Source organism: Enterovirga sp. CN4-39 (assembly GCF_049446235.1).
Classification (GTDB): Bacteria; Pseudomonadota; Alphaproteobacteria; order Rhizobiales; family Beijerinckiaceae; genus Enterovirga.
Genome location: NZ_JBMSEF010000004.1, coordinates 94,865 through 117,663, shown reverse-complemented (window position 1 = coordinate 117,663; position 22,799 = coordinate 94,865). Strand labels below are relative to the sequence as shown.

General features: G+C 66.5%; 13 protein-coding genes. All 13 read left to right on the top strand.

The window, feature by feature from the left end:
* Nucleotides 1-96 precede the first annotated feature (96 nt).
* The 13 genes from ACO2SS_RS09070 (at nucleotide 97) to ACO2SS_RS09010 (ending at nucleotide 22,652) form a co-directional block, all read left to right on the top strand.
* A complete protein-coding gene (locus ACO2SS_RS09070) occupies nucleotides 97-990 on the top strand; it encodes a DMT family transporter (RefSeq protein ID WP_423277309.1) in 894 nt (297 codons plus the stop codon).
* A gap of 952 nt (nucleotides 991-1,942) precedes the next feature.
* Nucleotides 1,943-3,130, top strand: coding sequence for an ABC transporter substrate-binding protein (locus ACO2SS_RS09065; protein WP_423277308.1), 1,188 nt, complete (start codon nucleotides 1,943-1,945; stop codon nucleotides 3,128-3,130).
* A gap of 73 nt (nucleotides 3,131-3,203) precedes the next feature.
* Nucleotides 3,204-4,064 carry a branched-chain amino acid ABC transporter permease gene (locus ACO2SS_RS09060; RefSeq protein ID WP_423277307.1) on the top strand — a complete coding sequence of 287 codons (861 nt, stop codon included), beginning with the start codon at nucleotides 3,204-3,206 and terminating at the stop codon, nucleotides 4,062-4,064.
* Nucleotides 4,061-5,845 carry an ABC transporter permease subunit gene (locus ACO2SS_RS09055; protein ID WP_423277306.1) on the top strand — a complete coding sequence of 595 codons (1,785 nt, stop codon included), beginning with the start codon at nucleotides 4,061-4,063 and terminating at the stop codon, nucleotides 5,843-5,845. Before ACO2SS_RS09060 ends, ACO2SS_RS09055 begins: the two co-directional genes overlap by 4 nt.
* Nucleotides 5,826-6,569 (top strand): ABC transporter ATP-binding protein, encoded by a 744-nt coding sequence (locus ACO2SS_RS09050; protein WP_423277305.1) that lies wholly within the window; start codon nucleotides 5,826-5,828, stop codon nucleotides 6,567-6,569. The genes ACO2SS_RS09055 and ACO2SS_RS09050 overlap by 20 nt, the downstream gene beginning before the upstream one ends.
* A gap of 83 nt (nucleotides 6,570-6,652) precedes the next feature.
* Entirely contained in the window at nucleotides 6,653-7,408 is a 756-nt protein-coding gene (locus ACO2SS_RS09045; protein ID WP_423277304.1) for an SDR family NAD(P)-dependent oxidoreductase, read from the top strand.
* A 16-nt stretch (nucleotides 7,409-7,424) separates the two neighbouring features.
* The gene (locus tag ACO2SS_RS09040; protein WP_423277303.1) at nucleotides 7,425-9,338 is read left to right on the top strand and encodes a flavin-containing monooxygenase; all 1,914 of its coding nucleotides are present in this window, start codon (nucleotides 7,425-7,427) and stop codon (nucleotides 9,336-9,338) included.
* 178 nt (nucleotides 9,339-9,516) lie between these two features.
* Complete coding sequence (locus ACO2SS_RS09035) at nucleotides 9,517-10,737, top strand: ABC transporter substrate-binding protein (protein WP_423277302.1); 1,221 nt, start codon at nucleotides 9,517-9,519, stop codon at nucleotides 10,735-10,737.
* Nucleotides 10,738-10,844: 107 nt separating this feature from the next.
* Nucleotides 10,845-12,476 (top strand): flavin-containing monooxygenase, encoded by a 1,632-nt coding sequence (locus ACO2SS_RS09030; RefSeq protein ID WP_423277301.1) that lies wholly within the window; start codon nucleotides 10,845-10,847, stop codon nucleotides 12,474-12,476.
* A 225-nt stretch (nucleotides 12,477-12,701) separates the two neighbouring features.
* Nucleotides 12,702-12,896: a hypothetical protein gene (locus tag ACO2SS_RS09025; RefSeq protein WP_423277300.1), complete on the top strand. Its 195-nt coding sequence runs from the start codon at nucleotides 12,702-12,704 to the stop codon at nucleotides 12,894-12,896.
* A gap of 38 nt (nucleotides 12,897-12,934) precedes the next feature.
* Nucleotides 12,935-18,913 carry a DUF3320 domain-containing protein gene (locus tag ACO2SS_RS09020; protein WP_423277491.1) on the top strand — a complete coding sequence of 1,993 codons (5,979 nt, stop codon included), beginning with the start codon at nucleotides 12,935-12,937 and terminating at the stop codon, nucleotides 18,911-18,913.
* Nucleotides 18,910-20,034: a metallophosphoesterase family protein gene (locus ACO2SS_RS09015; protein ID WP_423277299.1), complete on the top strand. Its 1,125-nt coding sequence runs from the start codon at nucleotides 18,910-18,912 to the stop codon at nucleotides 20,032-20,034. The genes ACO2SS_RS09020 and ACO2SS_RS09015 overlap by 4 nt, the downstream gene beginning before the upstream one ends.
* Entirely contained in the window at nucleotides 20,031-22,652 is a 2,622-nt protein-coding gene (locus ACO2SS_RS09010) for an AAA family ATPase (protein ID WP_423277298.1), read from the top strand. The genes ACO2SS_RS09015 and ACO2SS_RS09010 overlap by 4 nt, the downstream gene beginning before the upstream one ends.
* Nucleotides 22,653-22,799: the final 147 nt, after the last annotated feature.

Genomic DNA, 22,799 nt, shown 5'->3' with positions numbered 1-22,799 from the left:
AAGAACGATGCCCACCACCGCTCCTGTGGAGGGCACTCACTCGAGTTGCTGGCTCCCGCCGCGACGTTCAGTCATTCGGCCAGGTAGAGGCGGCCGATGACCTCGGGCGATTCAAGCGCCCGCGCCCGCCACCTTGCGGTGGTGTACCTGACGCTAGCCGTCATCGGCTGGGGCCTAAACTGGCCGCTCGTCAAGATCATCCTCCGGGAATGGCCGCCGCTTTCCGCGCGCGGAACGGCGGGGCTGGCAGGCGCCATCACCGTTGGCATGATCGGAATTGCGCTTGGCGAACGATTGAAACTCGACCGCAGCGTCCTGCCGAGGCTCGGGCTCGCATCGCTCACGAATGTCTTCGCCTGGATGGGTCTGCCGACGGTCGCGCTACTCTGGCTGACGATCAGCGAGGGCACGCTGCTCGTCTACACGATGCCACTCTGGGCGACGCTTCTCGCCTGGCCTCTCCTTGGTTCCCGTCCGACGTTTCGAGATTTGCTCGCGCTTGCCGTTGGACTTGGCGGCATCATGCTGCTGCTAAGCGGGACCGATCTCAGCCTAACGGGCGACAAGGTACCCGGGATCGCGCTTATGCTCATCGCGGCCGTGTTCATGGCGTTCGGAACGGTGCGCGGTCGCCGGTATCCACTGCCCCTCCCGCCCGTCATCGGCACTGCTCTTCAGATTGGGCTTGGGTGCCTGCCCATGGTCGCCATCGGGATTGCCTTCGAACGGCCAGACCTGTCTGCGCTGAGCATGCACGGTGCCGCTGCGATGCTCTACATGGCGATCTGCCCGATGGGTCTGTGTTATCTTGGATGGTTCGCAAGCCTTCGCCACCTCCCGCCGTCCACCCCCGCGATGGCGATGCTCCTCGTCCCGATCATCGGCGTCGGGTCTGGAACCTTGGTCGTCGGCGAGGCGCTCGGCGTACGCGAGTTGCTGGCTCTGATCCTGACCGTAAGTGCAGTCGGGCTTGCGACCGTCAAAGCGTAGCCCGAAGCGGAAGGTCGCGAGCACATCTCACGTCGTCGATGCCGTGATTATAGCCCTTTCAACGCTTCTGCGGCTGGAGGCCGAGGGCCCGTCGCGCAATGTCTTTGGCATCTGGAGGCGTCGTCGCTCCAGAGCTCGAGCGTCGATCGCTCGAGGCCCAATCCCGAAATCGCTCGCGGCAAACGGCTGCTCCACTAAGCCCGCTTGCACAACCCGCGTACGCGAAAGCTGCCGATCTGCTTTCGGCCAGACTTGGCCGAAGACGCGTCAGAATTGGACTCCAGGTGCCTGGCCGAACGTGGACATCAGCAGCGCAGATCAGCGAGGGCCGCTTCCGACCCGATCCGAGCCTTCACGGTTACGGCGGGTATGAGCCGCCGGTGCGGGCCTGCCGGTCTTCTGCTGTACGATGGTGGCTGGAAGCCGGACTGGATCTCCGAGGTGAATATCGGCGACACGAAGTCGGACGAGGTCGCAGCCCCGGAGCTTACCGTCGATTGCGGCATTGGACATTGCGAGGTCGCGAACCCGCCCTTCGTGCTGCAACCGGGTCCGAATGGCCAGATATGTCTTGGCTTTAGAGGCGGCTTTGGTCCGAGGAGAGGTCAGAACCACAGCCACCCGATCCCGGATCAGCACCGGGCTGCGCCACAAGCGGAACTTTGGGTCGGCGCCCGAGAGCGGACGTTCCGGACTGCGCCTATTCCCGGCCACCCGAGATTACGCAGCTTTTCCTCGAAAGCCGACGTGCTCGACCGTCAACACACTGAACCTAAAGCGTCGCTCCCTCCTTAGCCGGACGACAAGCCGGGCCACCTCCTGACCGGGTTGGCTCCGCGAGAGTGTCCGCTCCATAGCGTTACAGCCGGTTGACAGCTTATCAGCTTGTAAGACAATCTGTCCTTTGAGGCAGGGCGAATGCTCGCTTCGCGAAAGATGATGGAGGGACGTGTTGGGCGATACGCGCAGAACCGTCGTACTCGGGGCCGCGGCTGCGGCAGCCTTGGTTCGAGCCCCTCACATCGCACAAGCGCAAAGCAGACCTCTGAAGATCGGCTGCCTAGCAGGCCTGACCGGGCAGCTATCCGCCCCGGGCATCGCCGCCGAAGCCTCGGCGCGCTTCGGCGTCAACGCCATCAATGCGGCCGGGGGCATCAACGGGCGGCAGATCGAGATGATCACGCGGGACACGCAGGCAGAGCCCGCGAAGGCCGTGAACGCCGTCCAGGATATGATCAGCAACGCCAAGGTCAACGCCGTGATCGGCCCGATCAGCTCGGGCGAGGCGCTGGCCACTACGCCGATCATGGCGCGCGCCAAGATGATGAATCTGCACGGATGCTTCGTCGACAAGCTCATCGACCCGAAGCTGTACCCGAACGCCTTCCGCATGGCGCCGATGAACTCGATGGTCATCAACCTGGCGGCGAACTACGTCTTCGACAAGCTCGGCGCGAAGCAGGTCGCGGTGATCGGCGATCCGACCGGCTATGGGCAGAGCACTGTCCAGGAGTTCAACCCGGCCTACAAGGCGAAGGGCGGGAATGTGGTCTACCAGGGCACGATCGACTCGAATCAGCCGGACGTCGTCCCCGACCTCATGCGGATGCGGAACGCCGGAGCCGAGGCGATCCTCGTCTGGTCGGTCTCCCCGGCGCTGGGTGCACGCGTGCTGAATGCGCGCGCGACCCTGAACTGGGACGTCCCGGTCGTCGGCCACAACTCGCTCGGCACCGGCGAAACTGGGAAGCTGCTGGAAACGCGCAAGAACTGGGAGAAGGTCTATGTCCAGACCTTCAGGAGCTGTTCCTTCGACGCAAGCGGTCGGCTGCCGGCGAAGACGGAGGAATTCCTCCAGCGGACGCGAGGCAAGCTCGATGTCGGCGACTGGATGTTGTACTGGATCATCTACGGCATCGACATGGTCGACATGATCGCTCTTGCCGTGAAGACGACTGGCAGCGTCGAGTCGCAGGACATCATCGCGTTCTTCAAGACGCTCAAGCACTATTCCGGATATTTCACGGATTATTCCTACTCAGAGACCAACCATAACGGCTTCCCTGCGAGTTCGCTCTGCATGGGCGAGGCGAATTCTCTGCGCGATGGCGGATACAGGCTCGCTCCCGGTTACACCTGAGTGAAGGCGGCGGCCGCTCGCACTGGTCAGCGGCTGCGCTCCGCAATCGGCGATACACGAGGGAGGTTCGGCGTTGATTGCCTCGATCATCGCGTCCGGTCTGGCGATCGGGGCGGTCTATGCCCTCATCGGTATCACCTACAACACGATGTACTCGGCCTCGCGCGTGATGAGCTTCACGGCGGGCCAGTTCGGGATGCTGGGCGGGGTGTTCGGCGCGCTCTTCATGACCTCCACGGGCCTGCCGGCCGCCGCGAGCTTCGTGCTCACGGTGGCGGCCTGCGCTCTCGCCGGGGTCGTCACCGAGATCGTCGCGGTGCGCAGGGTGCTGCACAAGCTTGAGCAGCACCTCTACGTGCTGTCGACGCTGGCCCTCGCCCAGATGATGGCGCAGCTTACGGCCATCGGCTACGGCACTGAGCCAAAACCCTTCCCGCGCATCTTCGGGATCGGGCGTGGCGACCCGCTGGACGAGAAGTTCTGGCTGCCGCTCCTCGCTTGCGGCGCGATCATCATCGCGCTCGAGCTTCTCTACCGGCACTCGCTCCTCGGCTTCGCTTTCCGGGCCATCGCGGAAGACCAGTTCGCCAGCCGGGCGCTCGGCCTTCCCGAGGCGGGACTGCGCGTCGCGAGCTTCGCGATCGCGGGCGCCATCGGCGGCGCGGCGGGCTTCGCCGGCGGCCAGCTTCTGCTGGCCTTCTTCGGCAATGGCGGGCTCCTGACCTTCTATGGCTTCATACCCGTGGCGATCGGCGGAGTCGGCAACAATCGGGGGGCGCTCGCAGGCGGGCTCGCGCTCGGCTTGTTCCAGCAGGCCGCCAACTTCGTCTTCGGGGGCGTCTTCGCATCCGTCGCGGTCTTCACGGCCTTCATCGTTATTCTCCTGCTCGCGCCAAACGGCATCTTCGGTGCGGTCCGGACGAGGCGCGTATGACGAGCGCGGCGCTCCGGACCGCCGTCGGTCCAGGCAGCAGCTGGCTGTTGTCCCCCTACCTGGCGATCCTCGTCGTCGCTCTGGTCGTCCCGCTTCTCGGCAACGATTACTGGACGGTCGTCGCAAGCCGCGTGGCGGTCTACTGGGTCCTGATCGCGGGCCTGAACCTCGCGGTCGGGTTCGCCGGGCAGCTCGCCATCGGCTGGATCGCGCTCCTCACGCTCGGCGCCTATACGGCGAGCGCCCTCGTCGTCGGCAATCTCGGTCCTGCCTGGCATCCGGCTGCCGCGCTGGTGGGCGCCACCGTCATCGGCGCGCTTGCAGGGCTCGTCGTCGGGCTGCCTGCCTTGCGCCTCGGTGGCTTCTACTTCGCCATGACGACGCTCGGCTTCGCCACGATCCTGACCCAAGTGGCGCTGGCCTGGGAACCGGTTACGGGCGGCGGGACCGGCATCCCCGGGCCGATCTTCCCGCACCCGTTCGATTCGGTGCCTGGTTTCTATCTGCTCTGCGTGGTCCTGGCGGTCGCGGCGACATGGATCACAAGCAATCTGGCGCAGAGCCGCGTCGGCCGATCGCTGGTCGCCTTGCGCGACACGGAGGTCGCCGCGGAATCGGTCGGCATTTCGCGGCCGCGGCTCTTCGCGGCGATGTTCCTCGTGAGCGGTGGGTTCGGCGCGCTTGCCGGTGGGCTGTTCGCAACGCTCCAGTCCTACCTGTCCTACGAGGCATTCACGCTCGACCTGTCGATCCTGTTCTTCATCGCCATCCTGATCGGCGGGCGGAACTCGATTCTGGGCCCGCTTCTCGGCACGATCCTGCTGACGCTTCTGCCGGAGGTGGCGGCGCCGCTCGTGCGCTGGTCGGCCTTCCTCTACGCGGTCCTCCTGCTCGCCATCGTCCTGGTCATCCCGGGCGGGATCGCACAACTCATCGACTTCGCGAACCGCAAGCCGCTGCCGGCTGGCCGGACGATCAAGCCGCGGCCCGACCTCCTCCCGCGGCTGGCTGCCCACGCCGAATGGAGAGGCCCGCTGCGCCTGCAGAACCTCGTCATGAACTTCGATGCGGTCCGCGCGATCGACGACGTCACCTGCACGCTGCATTCAGGCCGGATCCACGGGCTCATCGGGCCCAACGGCTCCGGCAAGACGACGCTTCTCAACATCATCAGCGGCTACAACGTCCCGTCTGCCGGGTCGGTGAGCCTCGGCGACCTGCCGCTGCCAAGGGCGGAGCCTGAGGTGCGCGCCGAGCTCGGAATCGCGCGGACCTTCCAGCGGCCGCGCATCGCCGGCGAGCTATCGGTGCTCGACAACGTTCTCGTCGGCGGGGCGATCGGCGGGACGGCGACCTTCCCCGAGATCATGGCCGGGCTGCCGCGCTACCGGCGCGACGAGGCACGGCTCGCCGAGGAGGCCATGACCGCGCTCCGGATCGTCGGGCTTGAGGCGCTCGCCGGCGCCCGGGCGGAGAGGCTCCAGCACAGCGAACTGCGCTTCGTCGAGATCGCCCGCGCGCTCATGCTGAGGCCGCGCTTGATACTGATGGATGAGCCGGCCGCGGGCCTCTCCGCGGCCGAGATCGCGGAGCTCGACGGCCTGATCAAGGCCCTCGCCCAGAACGGGGTGGGGATCGTCCTGGTGGAGCATCACGCCGACCTGATCTTCGGCATCTGCGACGAGATCACGGTCATGAATGGCGGCCGCATCCTGGCGGAAGGCTCGCCGGCCGAGATCCGGCGCCACCCGGAGGTGATCGATGTCTATCTTGGTGCCTGAGCCGCTCCTCCAGGTCCGCGACCTGCGGGCCGGGTACGGCAACGTCGCCGTCCTGCACGACGTCAGCGTCGAGGTGCGAGCCGGCGAGCTCCTCGCGCTCCTGGGGCCGAACGGCGCTGGCAAATCGACGCTCCTGCGGGTCATTTCGAACCTGCTTCCGACGGCCTCGGGCAGCGTCCGCTTCGACGGCCGGGACCTCCGCGGCCGCAGCCCCCGGGATGTCGTACGCAACGGCCTGGTGCATGTCCTCGAAGGTCACCGTGTCTTCTCCGGCCTGTCGGTGCGCCACAACTTGTTGCTGGCCGGCTACGACGTGCCTCGAAGCGAGCGAGCGCAGCGCGTGGAGGAGGCTTTCGCCTACTTTCCGGAGCTCGCCGCAAAGCGCGACGATCTGGGCAGCCTTCTCTCGGGCGGCCAGCAGCAGATGCTCGCCGTCGCGCAGGGCATCGTTCGCAGGCCGAAGCTGCTCATGCTGGACGAGCCCTCCGCCGGCCTGTCGCCCGTCCTGGTCGATCGCGTGCTCGCAGTCGCCACGCGCCTCAAGGAGACCGGGACAGCCATCCTCCTAGTCGAGCAACTAGTCGAGAAATCCATTCGCTGCGCCGACCGCGTATGCGCGCTCGCTCAGGGACGGATCGTGCTCCGGGCAGACGCCCAGGATGCCGACTTAGTCGAGCGAATTCAGGACGCTTATTTCGGCGGCTCGCTGGAGCGGTCGCATTGACCCGGTGCTCGAGCCCGGCAGGCGGGCGCGCCGCCCCGAGCGGCGCTGCCTTACGCCCTTCCGCGAAGCAGGACTCCTGAGACATGCCCCGACCGAACCGAAAGCCGCCCAGCCGCGTAGCGCTGCTCACAGGCGCGGCCGGACAGTTGGGGCGTGCGACGGCCGTCCGCCTGCACGAGGACGGCTACCTGATCGCGCTCGTCGACCGTGATGCCGAGGGGTGCAAGACGTTGGCTGAAGCGCTCGGGGATCGTGCACTCGCCATCGGAGCCGACCTCCTCGCCCGCGATCAGGTCGAGGAGGTGGTGGCGCGCTGCCAGGGCCATTTCGGCCCGGTCGACATCCTCGTGAACAATGCGGGCGTCTATACCGCTCACAAAATCGCCGACACGAGCGACGAGGAATGGCGGCGCGTGCTCGGCATCAACCTCGACGCCGCATTCTACCTCAGCCGCGCGATCCTGCCCGGCATGATGGAGCGGCGGTTCGGCCGCGTCGTCAATGTTTGCTCCATGGCGATGAAGAACGGGGGCCTCCTGGCCGGGACGGCGTATGCCGCATCGAAGGGAGCCCTCGGCGCAATGACCTTCTCGCTCGCCCGCGAGGCCGCACCGTTCGGCGTGACCGTGAATGCGTTGGCACCCGCTTTCGTGGCCAGCCCCATGCTGTCCGGCAACCTGTCCCGGAGCTCACTGGCGCGCGCGAAGCGCCAAATCCCCGTCGGCCGCTTCTGCGAGCCGGACGAATTCGCCCATTGCGTGTCGTTTCTGGTGTCGCCGAAATCCGGGTTCATCACCGGCGAGATCCTCGACCTGAACGGCGGGCTCCACTTCGACTGACGCGAGGGAGGCGAGGATGCAGACGGCAACGCGCGACGGCCCGCAGCCCTGGAACGAACAGGCACTCGAGACAGCCGATCCCTTTCTCGTGCTGACGGTGCTCGCCTATCTCACGGGCGAGCAGGATTGGCTGGCGCAGGCCGACGGCGCCGCGTCGAAGCCGGGCAGGGGCCCAGGCGACGTGCCCGAGACGCTTCGGCGATCCGCGATCGCCCGCCTCGGATCAATCCTGGCTTCCGGCGATGTCGCGCCGAAGGCCGACGTGACGCTCCTGCCCAGGATCGTCCGCTTCTGCGTCGGTGAGCCGGTGCCGGATGAATACATGCCGATGCTGCTCGAAGAGGCGGGACTTGCGCCGCGCCCGCTCGACCAACTTCCGCCGCTACGCGCGAGCTACAGCGCGGAGGGCAGGCCCGAGGTCGCCATCGTTGGCGCCGGCCTGTCCGGTGTTGCCCTCGCCGTCCACCTCAAGCGCCTCGGCATCCCGTTCGTCATCTACGAGAAGAACGAGGGTGTCGGCGGCACGTGGTACGACAACCGCTATCCTGGCTGCGGCGTCGACACGACCAGCCACTTCTACACCTATTCCTTTGCCCTGAACCCGAACTGGTCGCGCTACTTTACCAAGCAGCCCGACATGCTCGCCTATATCGACAACTGCGTCGACCGGTTCGGGATTCGGGATCACATCCGCTTTGGCCACACCCTGGCCGGCGCCAGCTATGACGAGACGCGGGGGCGGTGGCGGCTTTCCCTGCGCACGGCAGACGGGGAGACGGCCGGGGAGGCGGCTGTCCTGGTCAGCGCGATCGGCCAGCTCAACGTCCCGTCCACGCCGGGCATCCCAGGGCTCGACACCTTCGCCGGGCCGGTCATGCACACCTCGCGCTGGGATCCGGATTTCGACCACCGGGGCAAGCGGGTCGCGCTCCTCGGCAGCGGCGCCAGCGCCGTGCAGGTAGGGCCGTCCATGGCGCCCGAGGTGGAGCGCCTCATCGTATTCCAGCGATCGCCGCAATGGCTGTCGATCCGTCCGAACTATCATTTGCCCGTTCCGGCCGACGAGCTCTGGCTGCTTGGCAATATCCCATCCTACGTGAACTGGCACCGGCTGCGGATCATCTGGCAATTCAGTGACCGTCTCTATCCCGCGCTTCTTCGAGGCGACACGGGAGCGGAGTCTGGCCGCAACAGCGTCGCGACGGAGTTGCGCCAGCAATGGTCGGATCACATCCGGCGTAAGCTGCGCTCCAGGCCGGATCTCCTTGCCAAGGCTCTGCCCGACTATGCTCCCCTGACGAAGCGCGTCCCAGTCGATTTCGGCTGGTTCGACATGCTGCTCCGCGAAAATGTCGAGCTCGTAACCGAGCCGATCGCGCGTGTCGAACGGGGTGCGATCGTAACGGAGGACGGTGCGTCGCATGCGGTCGACGCCATCGTCCTGGCGACCGGGTTCCAGGCGACCCGTATTCTGGAAGCAATCGATGTCACCGGCCGCAGCGGCGTGTCCCTGCGCGAGCGCTGGGGAGAGGATGATCCGCGCGCCTATCTGGGGATGACGGTGCCTGGCTTCCCCAACTTCTTCGTGATGTACGGACCGAATACTAATCTCGGCCATGGCGGCAGCCTAATCCTGCAGGGCGAGTGCCAGGCCCGCTACATCGCGACGGCGATCCGGCACATGGCTGAGACCGGCTGCCGCGAGCTCGATTGTCGTGAAGACGTCTTCGCGCGCTACAACGACGATGCAGACGGCCAGCTCGCCAGGATGGTGTGGAGCGACCCGAAAGTCGGCAACTGGTTCAAGAATAGGGCTGGCCGGATCGTCACCAACTCCCCTTGGCGCGTCCTCGATTACTGGCAGATGACCCGCGACTTCGATCCTGCGGATTACGAGTGGAGCGCCGACCGGGCTCGCGGCGCTTCGTAGTGTCCTGCCTTTCCGGCGCGCCCATAGCAAGCGCACCCTGCTTGACAGTAAGACTGTCAGACAATCAGTATCTCACTTAGCCCGCGGCCGTAACAGCGGGGAGGAACGAGGTGTGGCCGTTTGCTGTCGAAGCGATCGGCGACGAACCGGAAAGCAGAGGGAGGAGCTCGTGACGTTGATGAGGAGCGCAATCGCGGCTCTCGCGATCTTCGCGGCCGGCACCCAGGCCTTTGCCCAGACCGAACAGCCCAAGGAGGTGAAGGTCGGGCTACTATTGACGTTGTCCGGTATCTGGGCCCGTCCCGGCGAAAGCGAGCTCTACGGAGCTGAACTCGCCGCGAAACACATCAACGAGCAGGGCGGCATCAAGTCCCTTGGAGGTGCCAAGCTCAAACTCGTCGTGATGGATGCCGGCGACAGCGTGGAGCGCAGCAAGAACGCCGCGCAACGGCTGGTCGCGCAGGAGAAGGATCTCGCCGCAGTGAGCGGTGCCGTGATTAGCTCGCTGACCCTCGCCGCGACCGAGGTCACGGAGCGCGCGAAGCTTCCATTCCTCACGCTCTCCTATTCGGATCTCATCACGGAGCGCGGCTTCAAATACGTCTTCCAGACATCGGCCACGGGAAAGGCGCAAGCCGAGAAAGCAATGCCCGAGCTTATGAAGCTCGCGGCGAGTGCCGGCGCGAAGCCGAAAACCGTCGGGATCATCATGGACAATACGGCGGCGAACTACGCCTTCGTAAATCCCATGAAGGAGAAGATCTTTGCGGATCTGGGCACAAAGCTCGTGCTCGAGGAGGTCTACACACCTCCGCTCGCTGACGCGACGCCGATCGTGCAGCGTCTGCGTGCGTCACGCCCCGACATTCTGCTGCTGCTCTCCGTGGCCGTAGCCGATTCCAAGCTGCTGCTTGAGAAGATTAATGAGTTCGGCCTGGGTCAGGGCCGCATCCCGATCATCTCGAACGGCAACGGCATCGCCGAGCCGAGCATCCTCGCCAACATGGATGCCAAGCTGCTGCAGGGCGTGATGAGCGTGATCGGCAACTTCGGCGGCAAGGGCCAGGAGGCGCTCGCAGCCGAACTGAAGACCACCTACCGCGAGCCCTGGACCGTCCAGGGGCCGGTCTCCGGCTACGGAACCGTCATGATCATCAAGGAAGCGCTGGAGATATCCGGGCGGGCCGATCCGGAGGCCGTCACACAGGCATTGCGGACGATGGATCTCCGAGACGGGCCTGCCAAGTACTTCCCGGGCGGCCGAGTGAAATTCGACGACAAAGGCCGGCGGGTCGATGCCGGCCTGGTCATCGTGCAATGGCAGGATGGCGTTCCGAAGGCCGTGTTCCCGCCGGAGCTTGCGACTGCAGAGGCCTTCTGGCCGAAGCGCAGCCAATAGCCCTTGGTGCCGGCTCGCCGGCATCATCCATCTCGATCGCCGCGTCTGGCCACCTCCGTGCCCCGGCGGCCGCGGGTGCCACTGCGCCATGGGTGGAGCTTTGGACAATGGAACGGATCAGGTGCGTCGATGTGGTGGTGGTCGGGGCCGGCTTCGCCGGCCTCTACATGCTCCATCGGCTCCGCTGCCTCGGGCTCACGGTCCAGGCTTACGAAGCCGGAGATGACGTCGGCGGCGTTTGGTACTGGAACCGCTACCCCGGCGCGCGCTGTGACGTCGAGAGCATGCAGTACTCGTACTCCTTCGACGAGGACCTGCAGCAGGAATGGCGTTGGACCGAGCGCTATGCGTCTCAGCCCGAGCTCCTCGCCTATGCCGGCCATGTCGCGGACCGCTTCGATCTCCGACGCGACATCAAATTCGCCACACGAGTGAGATCGGCCCGCTTCCTCGAGACAAAGGCCCTGTGGGAGATGGTGACGGCAGCAGGCGATGTGCTGCACGCCCGCTTCTGCATCATGGCGACAGGGTGCCTGTCCTCCGCGCGGATCCCGCGCCTGCCCGGGATGGAGCGTTTCCGGGGCCGCAGCTTCCACACCGGCGGCTGGCCTCACGAGCCGGTGAGTTTCGAAGGCGAGCGCGTAGGCGTTATCGGCACCGGATCCTCCGGCATCCAGGCGATACCTCTCATTGCCCGGGAGGCTGCCAATCTCTTCGTCTTTCAGAGGACTCCGAATTTCAGCGTGCCAGCGCAGAACTGGCCGATGCCCGAGGAATATGAACGGTCCTGGAAACGAGACTATCCGGCACTCAGGCGCCGCGCCAGGGAGGCGAGCACGTCGGGCAGTCTGACCGACCCGGGACAGCATAAGGTCCACGACATTCCGCCGCAGGAGCGCGAGCAACTATTCGAGGCGCGCTGGAAAAAGGGCGGCGTCTACTTCCTGCATGCCTTCACCGACCTCCTGCTGGACGAGGCGTCGAACAAGGAGGCAGCGGATTTCGTACGGCGAAAAATCCGCTCGATCGTAAAGGATGCCGCGGTCGCGGACCTACTCACGCCGACAGACCACGCGATCGGCGCCAAGCGCATCTGCGTCGACACGGACTATTACGACACGTTCAACCGGCCGAACGTCACTCTCGTCGATCTCCGAAGCGACCCCATCGAGGAGGTTACCGTGACGGGACTGCGAACGACCCGCAAGGAGTACGCGCTCGACGCGATTGTCTACGCGACCGGCTACGACGCGATGACCGGGGCACTCCTGAACATGGAGATCATCGGACGCGGCGGGCTCACGTTGCAGGACAAGTGGCAGGACGGCCCACGGAGCTACCTCGGCATGATGGTGGCGGGCTTTCCGAACCTCTTCACGATCACCGGCCCGGGCAGCCCGTCGGTCCTGAGCAACATGATCTTCTCGATCGAGCAGCACGTGGAATGGATCGGCGACTGTCTCGGGTATCTCGAGCAAAACCGGCTCAGCACGATCGAAGCGGAGGCTGCTGCCGAGGAGGAGTGGGTGGAGCACGTCAATGCGGTTGCGGATCGCACGCTCTATCCAAAGGCGGCGTCGTGGTACACGGGCGCCAACGTCCCTGGTAAGCCTCGGGTATTCATGCCCTATGTGGGCGGCGTGGTCGCCTATCGGCGCAAGTGCGATAAGGTCGCCGCCGCCGGGTACTCAGGATTCACACTCGCCCGAGCCGAAGTTGCCGAAACGAGCATGGCATGACGAAATGCCGTCCCCTCTTTGCAAAGCTAACACGAGAACGACAGTCCCGCGGTTGTTTTCCGTTCGGCGTCCCGACACATTGCGTCAGTTCCTGGCCAAGCCGGACCGCAATGGGCGATGGCTACTCCGCTCCCACCCTGGCTTATAGCCGGGAGGCCGCCTCCGGACTGCCCGCCGAAATCGCACTGTTCCTCTAGCCCCGTGTAGGGACGGGCAGAACTTCTCTTGGCGATCCCGGAGCGCAAGGTTGCTTTGCCGGGCGGGCGTCGAGAGAGCCACTGCGGTGTGTTCGCACTTTTCCGAGGTGAGGCTCACAGGCGGCTCTCGGTCAAAAGATTGGACCGGATCCGACGAACGTCTACTAGGGCCGTACCACCGTTGATGGCAAAGGCACTTCTGCAGATCGCAGAACCTCGCTAACTGTCCCCTGTAGAGGAGAGGTGATTCGGTTGGCGACGCTGAAGACGGCGGATAATCTGGGGCAAAGCCTGAGCGAGAATTCAGAATACCCGAGTATAGTTGCCGATCTCGCCGCAAGCTTCACCTATGCGTCGCACCAGAACGCTGTGCCGGTTGTTCGTGCAATCATGATCGAGAACAAAAGCAGAGAACAATTTGAAAGCTGCTCTGTCGAGCTGACGTCTGCGCCTCCGTTCCTGAGGTCGAAAACGTGGACAGTCGATCGGCTTATTCCCGGTGACCGTCTTCCGCTTGCCGATCGCAGGGTTGAGCTTGATGCTGGTTACTTGGCCGGCCTGAACGAAGCCGAGCGGGGCGAGATCATGCTTCGCCTCTTCTGCAGAGGAGAGGTCGTCGACGAACGGCGTGTCGCCGTCAGGCTGTTGGCTCGGGACGAATGGGGCGGTGTCGCCGACATGGCGCAGCTGCTGCCCGCCTTCGTGATGCCGAACGACCCGGGGATCCCGCCGATCCTGCGAAAGGCCGCAGAGCGGCTCGCATCGCATGGCCACCCGAGCGGACTGGATGGCTACCAGTCGGAGAGTCCGCAACGGGCTTACATGCTCGCGGCCGCGATCTACTCGGCGGTGGCGGGAATGTCACTGCACTACGCCGAGCCGCCGGCGAGCTTCGAGAGCCGGGGTCAGAAGGTCAGGCGTCCGAGCACGATCGCCGAGGAGCGGCTGGCGACCTGTCTCGACACGACGCTGCTCTTCGCCGCGGCGCTGGAGGCGGCCGGGCTGCATCCCGTCATCCTGCTGTTTCGAGACCATGCGGGGGTCGGCCTCTGGCTCGCGAAGAGGACCTTCGCCAACGCGATCGAACCGGATCAGATGGAGGTCCGGAAGGCGCTGGCCTCGCGGGAGCTGATCGTCTTCGAGACGACGGGAGTTACGCATCGTCCGGCCATGACGATGGAGGCTGCGCAGCAGGCCCTGGAGCGTCGGCTGGGCGAGGCCGAGGCGGAATCCTTCGTGGCGGCGATCGATGTCAGGCGCTCCCGAAGCGGCGGCATCACGCCGCTCGCCTCGCACGAACCCATTCGCCGCAACGTTCTCGAAGAAGAGCTTGCGCCCGCAGCGGACCTGCCGCTCCCGGCCCCACCCAGCTTTGGCGATCTGCCCCGCGACGAGGTCGAGGTGAAGCCGACCAGCGCTGCCGGCCGCATCGATCGCTGGCAGAAGAAGCTGCTCGACCTGACGCTTCGCAACCGGCTGCTGAATTTTCCGGATTCGAAGAAGACCATTCCGTTCCTGTGCACGGACGTGGCTTATCTGGAGGACCGGCTTGCCCACGGCGCCGCGATCCGGGTGATCTCGCTGCCCGAGCAGAACCCGCTCGGAGAACGCGATGCGGCGCTGTATCGGGACGTGCATGGACGGGATCTTCAGCGGAGCTTTGCAGCGGAGGCCCTCCGCAGGGACGAGCTGCCTTCTCCGCTAGACGCCCGCCAGCTCGAGGCCCGATTGATCGACCTGCACAGGCAGGTCCGCAACGATTTCGCGGAGGGCGGAGCCAATACGCTCTTCCTCGCCGTCGGCTTCCTGCGCTGGAAGAAGAAGCCGCAGGACGAGCGCAGCTATAGGGCGCCGCTCCTGCTGGTGCCGGTGAAGCTCGAGCGAAGGAGCGCCAGCTCGCGCTTCTCGATCCGCTTCCACGAGGACGAGCCGCGCTTCAACGCCACTCTCCTTCAGTTTCTCGAGCGCGACTTCGACCTGAAGCTCCCGCAGTTCAGCGGCGACCTTCCCCTGGACGAGAACGGCGTCGATGTGCAGCGCCTCCTCGCCTCGATGCGGCAGGCTGTCCGCGACGTGCCGGGCATGGAGGTTCTGGACGAGACTGCGCTCTCGACCTTCTCCTTCGCCAAGTTCCTGATGTGGAAGGATCTTGTCGAGCGCACCGAGGCGCTTCGGCAGAACCGGGTCGTTCGCCACCTGATCGACTCGCCGGAACAGGGGTTCCAGCCGGACGATGGATCCTCCGCCTTCCGCAACGAGCGCGATCTCGACCGCGCCTACGCGCCAGCCGACATCATCTGCCTTCTGCCCGCGGATTCGTCTCAGCTCGCCGCGAGCCTGGCGGCGGCGGAGGGACGGGATTTCGTCATCATAGGGCCGCCGGGCACCGGCAAGAGCCAGACGATCGCGAACATGATCGCCAACTGCCTAGCTGTCGGAAAGACGGTGCTGTTCGTCGCCGAGAAGACGGCGGCCCTCGACGTCGTCTACCGCCGGCTTCGGGAGCATGGGCTCGGACAGCATTGCATCGAGCTGCATTCGAACAAGGCCGATCGCCGCCATTTCCTCGGCCAGCTCAAGGCTGCGTGGGAGCATGGCGGCCGGGTGGATGCCTCCGAATGGGTGGCGATCAACGAGCGGCTGCGCCTGCGCCGGGACCAGCTCAACGCCTATGTCGAGGCCCTGCACCGGCGCTATCCGAACGGCTGGACGCCGTATCTGGCGCTCGGGATCGCGCTCAAGGCTGCGGAGCAGCCTGCGCCTGTCTTCCAGTGGGCCGAGCGGGATTCTCACGACAGCCAGGCGCTTCGCGATCTCGAGGAACTCGCTGCGGAGCTCGGCCTTGTCTTCGCGTCGGTCGAGCGGCATCCGGCTCTCGACCTCGTCGATGTCGGAGAATGGAGCTCCGGCTGGCAGGACAACCTGCTCGCGGCAGGCCAGTCCCTGCGGAACGCCGTGAACCTGCTGGCGAGCGCCATCGAGGGTTTCCTCGCAGCACTCGGGCTCAAGCCGCGGGCAAGCCTGTCCGAGCAGGAGGTCCGGGCATTCGGGACGCTGGCCGGGACACTGGAGAAGACGCGCGGGCGCGACATCCGGCTCGCCTTCGATCGGGAGTTCGCTCAGGCCCCCGAAGCGCTTGCGAAACTCGAAGCATCCATCGGGAGCTACCGCGACGCGGAGCGCCAGCTCGCCGCATCCTATCGCATGTCGGCCATCCGCGATCTCGATGCCAAGGAGCTGGAGCGGCAATGGCAGGAGGCGAACGCCACCTTGTGGCCGCTCTCGCTGCTCGGCAGGCGCAAGATCCAGAAGCTGCTTCAGGACTGCGCCGAGGCAGGGATCGTGGATCCGGAACGGGACCTGCCCCCGCTGCGCCTGATGAAACAGGCTCTCGATGCGATCGATCGTAACCCGCTTGCTGGAAAGTCACCGCTGATCAAGGGGCTCGAAACCGATCTGAAGGCCGTCGCGGAGGTTCTTGAGCTCGGGCGGGAACTCCGCCGCTCGCTGGACCTTCCGGGACTCGCCTCCGACGAGATCCCGTCCCTGCTCCGCTCAGTCGCCCCGTGCCTCTCCGGAACGGGCGAGCATGACGCGATCCGCCAGGCCGGAAGCCGGCTCATCGCTGCAATCGATGGCCTCCAGGCTGCGTCCCGGCACTTCGGCGGGATTGCGGGGCGAGAGCTCCCGCCCTCCTTGGATCTCGGGGTTCTCGGCGAGACGACGGCAAGGCTGGAAGAGCTTGCGAACGCAAGGCGCCTGCTGCGCGACTGGTCCGCCTGGTGCCGCGTCAGGAGCAAAGCTCTCCCGCGCAACCTCGCGCCGCTCATCGAACAGATCGAGGCAGGAACGATCGCGCCTGGGGCGGCACGCGAGGCGTTTCGGCTGGGATACGCCCGGTGGTGGCTTCCCAACGCGCTGGACGGCGACCCCGTCCTGCGGAGCTTTAGACGCTTCCAGCACGAGAACGCGATCAAGGAGTTCCGGGAGATCGACGATCTGGTGCGATCGCACGCCACCAGCCGCGTGATCAGCGTGCTCGCCCACGGGCTCCCGCCCGTGCAGAGCGTGGCCAGGAATTCCGAACTCGGATTGTTGCGCCATCAGATGGAGCTGCAGCGGCCGAGCGCCTCGATCCGCGACATGATCGGGAAAATGCCGGAGAACTTCTCGAAGCTCGCGCCGTGCATGCTGATGTCGCCGCTCTCGATCGCGCAGTATCTCCCGCCAAATCACGCCCTGTTCGACGTCGTGATCTTCGACGAGGCCTCGCAGATCACGACCTGGGATGCCGTCGGCGCGATTGCGCGCGCACGGCAGACGATCATCGTGGGAGATCCGAAGCAGCTCCCGCCGACAAACTTCTTCGGCCGCAACGAGGAGGACGAGGAGGTTGCCGACCATGAGAAGGACCTCGAGAGCATCCTCGATGAAGCCCGGGCCGCCGGCGTCCCGGTGCGCGACCTTCGCTGGCACTACCGCAGCCGCAGCGAGTCGCTGATCGCCTTCTCCAACCATCACTATTACCAGAACAGGCTGGTCACCTTTCCGTCGCCCGTGCTGGATGACCGGGCGGTGCGCCTGCGCAAGGTGCCGAACGGCGTCTACGACCGCGGCAAGAGCCGGACGAACCGCATCGAGGCAGAGGCGGTCACCGGCGAGGCCGTCGCCCGGATGAAGGGCTGGCTGAAACTGCCCGAGAAGGAACGCCCCACGCTCGGCGTGATCACCTTCAACGCCCAGCAGCAGGCACTCATCCTGGACCTCCTCGACGCTGCGCGGCGGGATGATCCGGAGCTCGAATGGTTCTTCGCCGAGGAGCGGGTCGAGCCGACGATCGTCAAGAATCTCGAGAATGTGCAGGGCGACGAGCGGGACGTGATCCTGTTCTCGATCACGTTCTGGAAGGATGCCGCCGGCAAGCTGACGATGGATTTCGGCGCGCTGAACCGGGATGGCGGCGAGAAGCGCCTCAACGTGGCGGTGACGCGATCGCGCCAGGAGCTTGTTGTCTTCTCAGGCTTCACCGCCGATCAGATCGACCCGTCTCGGACCAAGGCGGTGGCGGTGCAGCATCTGAAGACCTTCCTGGACTTCGCGGAGCGGGGCGCGATCGCGCTTCCGGCCCAGGATGAGGGTTCGGTCGGCGGCTTCGATTCTCCCTTCGAGGAGGCGGTGGCCGCGCAGCTGGAGCAGCGGGGCTGGAGAGTGGTGGCGCAGGTCGGGATCTCGGGTTTCCGGATCGATCTCGGCATCCGCCACCCGGACCTCGCCGGTGCGTACCTGGCGGGCGTCGAATGCGATGGGGCGAGCTATCACGGCTCGGCGACGGCCCGAGACCGCGACAAGGTCCGCGAGCAGGTCCTCCGAGGGCTCGGTTGGAACATCCTGCGGGTCTGGTCGACCGATTGGTGGTTCGATGCCAGGGGCTGCGCCGACCGGCTGCACGAGAGCCTTCAGGCGCTGCTCGAGGACAGCAGGGCGCGACGCGCCGTCCAGGAGGACGACGTCGCAACCCATTGGGACATGGGCCACGAGGTCGAAGGGATCGAGGAGATCCGCGACGACGAAGCACTCGTCGCGTCGGATGAAGAGCCTTCCGCCCCGGCCGGCTCTCCCGAGACGGAGCTTGTCTCGGCGGTAGCCGAACCCGGCCTTGCCGAACCGGAGAGCATGGCTGCCGGAACAGCTACGTCTTCGGTCGCCTTGAACCAGGGCTCGTACATGCTCGCCGATCTCTCCGACTTCCGGGCAGATCCCGACGCGTTCTACGAACTCGGCTATCGCGACACGCTGCGCAGCATGGTCGAGGCCGTCATCGAGGCCGAGAGCCCAGTGCGAGCGGACATCCTGGCCCAGCGCATCTCCCGCGCCCACGGTTGGCTCCGGACCGGCGGCAGGATCCGCGAGAGGATCGATCTCCACCTCAAGGACGTCGACCGCACGGTCGAGTCGAGCGGCGAGTTCATCTGGCGGAAGGGCACCGTCGTGGACATCCTCCCGTATCGTCGGCCGGGCAGCCCGGAATCCCGCCGGTCGATCGCCGAGGTGCCGCTCGCCGAGCTCGCCTGCGTCGTCGTCGATCACCCCGCCCTGCTGGACCAGACCGATCCTGCGCGGGACCTCGCGCGTCTTCTCGGCGTCGAACGCCTTGCTGCCGTCGCACGTGCGCGGCTGGACGAGGCGATCGCGCGCGCCCGCGCCCATAAGGCGACAGCCCAAACTTCCGTGCAGACATGATCCGTTTCATCCATTCGAGCGACCTTCATCTCGGGAAGCGCTTCGGCAATTTCTCCGGCGACCTGCCGAGCAGGTTGCGGGAGGCGCGGCATGCGGTGATCGGGCGGCTCGCGCAGCACGCGCGAGAGGGGGGCGCGACCACGATCCTTCTCGCCGGGGACACGTTCGATACGGAGACCCCGGCGCCGGATATCCGCCGGCAGGCGCTCGCGGAGATGCGGCACCATGCATCGCTCCGCTGGGTGATCCTGCCGGGGAACCACGATTCGCTCCAGGCCTCGCAACTCTGGACGACGCTGCGGGCGGAAGCGCCCGACAACGTCGTGCTCGCGGTCGAGGCCCGACCCATCCAGCTCGACGCCGGCGTCGTGCTGCTGCCGGCGCCCTGCACGACCCGCCGCCCCGGGCGAGACCTGACCGAATGGATGGATGGCGAGCCGACATCGGACGGAGTGCTCCGCATCGGCCTCGCCCACGGCGCGGTGCAGAGCTTTTCCGAGGAGGCCAACGCGGCGGACGTCATCGCGCCCGACCGGGCGCGCAGGGCCGGTCTCGCCTATCTCGGCCTCGGCGACTGGCACGGGCCGGTCGAGGTGGATGCGCGGACGCGTTACTGCGGTACGCCCGAGCCGGACCGGTTCAAGCACGAGCGCCCCGGCGAGGCATGCCTGGTGAGCATCGCCGGGCCGACTGCCCCGCCCGAAGTGACCTGCCTGAGGACGTCGAGCTTCGACTGGCGCACGATCGAGCTGCACCTCCTCGATGGCGATGATCCCCCGGACCGCCTGGAGCACCAATTGCCGGACGCGAGGGAGCGCCGGCAGACGCTGGCGCGGATCAAGGCGACGGGGCGTTGCCGGCTGCCCGGCCGGACGGCTTTGTTCGAGGCGATCGAGCGGGCGGCTCCCGATTTCGCCTTTCTGGAACTGGAGGCCGGTGAACTCGCGACGGAGTGCGACGTGAGCGACCTCGACGGCATCGATCGCGCCGGCGCCTTGCGCGAGGCCGCGAACGCGCTGCTTACGGAAGCGAACGACGAGGCCCGCGCGGCATCCGAGCGCGACATCGCGCGGGCAGCCCTTGCCCGGCTTCACTCCTACGCGCAGGCGGTCGCGCCATGAAGATCTCGGCCCTTCGGCTCTACAACGTGAAGCGGTTCGCCGGCCGGGGCGTCGCCATCGAGGGGATCGGCGACGGCGTGAACGTGCTGTGCGCCGCGAACGAGTTCGGCAAGTCGACCAGCTTCGAGGCGCTGCATGCCCTGTTCTTCCAGCCGCATTCTGGAACGCCGCAGGATGTGCGGAGACTTCAGCCCTATAGTGGCGGCAGCCCGCTGATCGAGGCCGAGATCGCCACCGCCGAGGGGCGCTTCCGCATCACCAAGCAGTTCTATAGCGGCCGCTCGGCCCAGGTGACCGATCTCGACAGCGGCAGGCTGGTCGCGCAGGCCGACGAGGCGGAAAATTTCATCGCGGGGCTGGTGAGGGGCGGAACGGCCGGGCCGGCCGGCCTGCTCTGGGTTCGCCAGGGCGTCACCGGGATCGAAAAGCGCCCGAAGGCCGAGGAGGACAGCGAGAAGCAGGTCCGGGCGAGCCTGCTGGAATCCGTGCAGGGCGAGGTGGAAGCGGTGACCGGCGGCCGACGCATGGCCGAGATCATGGCGACCGTGGTCGACGAACTCGACAAGCTGGTGACCAAGAAGGGGCCGAAGGCCGGCGGGCGCTACGCCGCCGCCATCCAGGAGCGCGATCGGCTTGCGGCGGACGAGGAGAGGCTGCGCGCCGAGGTTGCCGCGCTGCGCCAGGCTCTGGACCGGCGAGCCACCGCCGCGAAGCGCTTGGCCGAGCTCGACACGCCAGAGCACCGGCAGGAGCGACGGCAGGCGATCGAGGCCGCGCAGGCAGCCTTCGACGCCGCCAAGGCGCAGGGTGAGATGCTGAAGACGGCGGAGGCGGAGCTGAAGCTCGTCCGGGAGCGGCGAGATGGCGCCGACCGCAATCTGAAGGCGTTCAGGCATGCCCTCCAGGTGGCGGGCGAGTTGCGAAAGGAGATCCAGGCCGCGGAGCGGCGGCGGAGCGACGCCCTCGCGCTGCGCCATGAGATCGCCGATGCGATTGGCACGGCGACGGCCGATGCCGAAGCGGCCGAGGCGAAGGAGGAGGCGGACCGTAAGCTCCTCGAGCGTCTGGATGCGGCCCTGAAGGCGCGCGAGGCCTGGGAGCGACTGGCCGAGCTGCGGGAGCAACTGCGCCAGGCCGAGGCAACCCGCGATGCGCTCGAGGCGGCCGAGGCGGAGCTCGCGCTGACGAAAATCCCGCCAGACGCGCTCAGCGAGCTGCAGGGACTGGAGGTCGAGCTCGCCAGGCTGCGCGCCGTCGAGCACGCGGCTCGCCCGTGCGTCATCGTGGACTACGAAGGCGCAGCCGCCGATCTCGTGACGATGGACGGCGTTCCGCTGAATGGCGGCGAGCAGCGTGCCTATGAGGGCCGGGCCCGGTTGGCTGTGCCGGGCATCGGCACGATCACGCTGCACTCGAACCAGCCGCCCAGGAACGACGACCGCCTCGACCGGGTCGAGCGGAAGCGTCGAACCCTGCTCGCCTCCATGGGGGTCGAGGATTTGGCCGCCGCCCAGGAAAGGCAGATCCGCTCGCAGCAGCTGGAGGCGGATATCCGTGAGTTGCGCGCCCGGCTTCCGCTGCTCGCCCCTAAGGGCATTCCGACGCTCAGAGCGGAAATTGCGGGGCTCGAGGCGGTCGACCTCGCCGCCCTCGAGGTGAAGGAGGACCCCGCGCAGGTCCGATCGTCCCTCGCCGCCGCGGAGGAGAGGCGAAAGGCGGCCCGGCAGCTTCTGCGCGAGGCCGAGCCTCGGCGGGCGAGCGCCGAAGCCGCCCTCCACCAGGCCGGGGCGACCCTGGCCAAGCTGCGTGCGGAGCTGACAGCGCCCGAAGCGACGCTCGGACCGGATTCGCAGCGCAGGGAACGCGAGCAGGAGCTGGCGAGCACGCACGAGGATCTCGAGCGGCAGCTGGCCGCCGCCCAGGCAAAGGCCGATCAGCTGCGGGAGAGTGCTGCCGACCTGGATCTGGCCGAAGCGAAGTTCGACCGCGCGCGCTCTGCCGAGGCTGCGGCCGAGAAGGAGATCGCCTCGCTCCGCGAAAGCATCGCCGGCTGGAACGCCGAGATCCGCACGCGCTCCGACGAGGCCGTGGAGGAGACGTGGCGGGAGACCGCGGAGGCGCTCTCCGCCGCCTCGGCCCGCGTCGCGGCGTTCGAGAAGGAGGTCGCGGTCCTGCAGCGGCTCCGCTCGGCTCTCGAAAGCGCCCGCGCCGAGGCGCGCGAACTCTATCTGAAGCCCGTCATGACGGAGTTGAAGCCTCTTCTCGGGCTGCTCTTCGACGACGTGGCGATCACGTTCGACGACAAGACGCTCCTGCCCCACAAGATCCGGCGCAACGGCCAGGAGGAGGAGGTCGAGCGGCTGAGCGGCGGAATGCGCGAACAGCTATCGGTGCTCACGCGGCTCGCCTTCGCGAGACTGCTCGCCCCCAACGGGAGGCCGGCCCCCGTCATCCTCGACGACGCGCTCGTCTACTCGGACGACGACCGCATCGAAAGAATGTTCGACGCGCTCCACCGGCAATCCAGGAACCAGCAGATCATCGTCTTCTCCTGCCGTCAGCGCGCGTTCCAGAAGCTCGGCGGAAAGGTTCTCGATCTGACCGAGTGGCACCCGTAGCCGTATAGGGAGGACGACGTTCGGCCGCTCGGTCGCGTCGTCCTCAAAGGCTGAGACCGCTCCCTGCCATGGGAAAAGCGCCCGCAAGCGGACGCTCTCAATGGCAGCAACGGGGTCAGGTCGAGACTTCAGCAGTTAGTCAGGCCG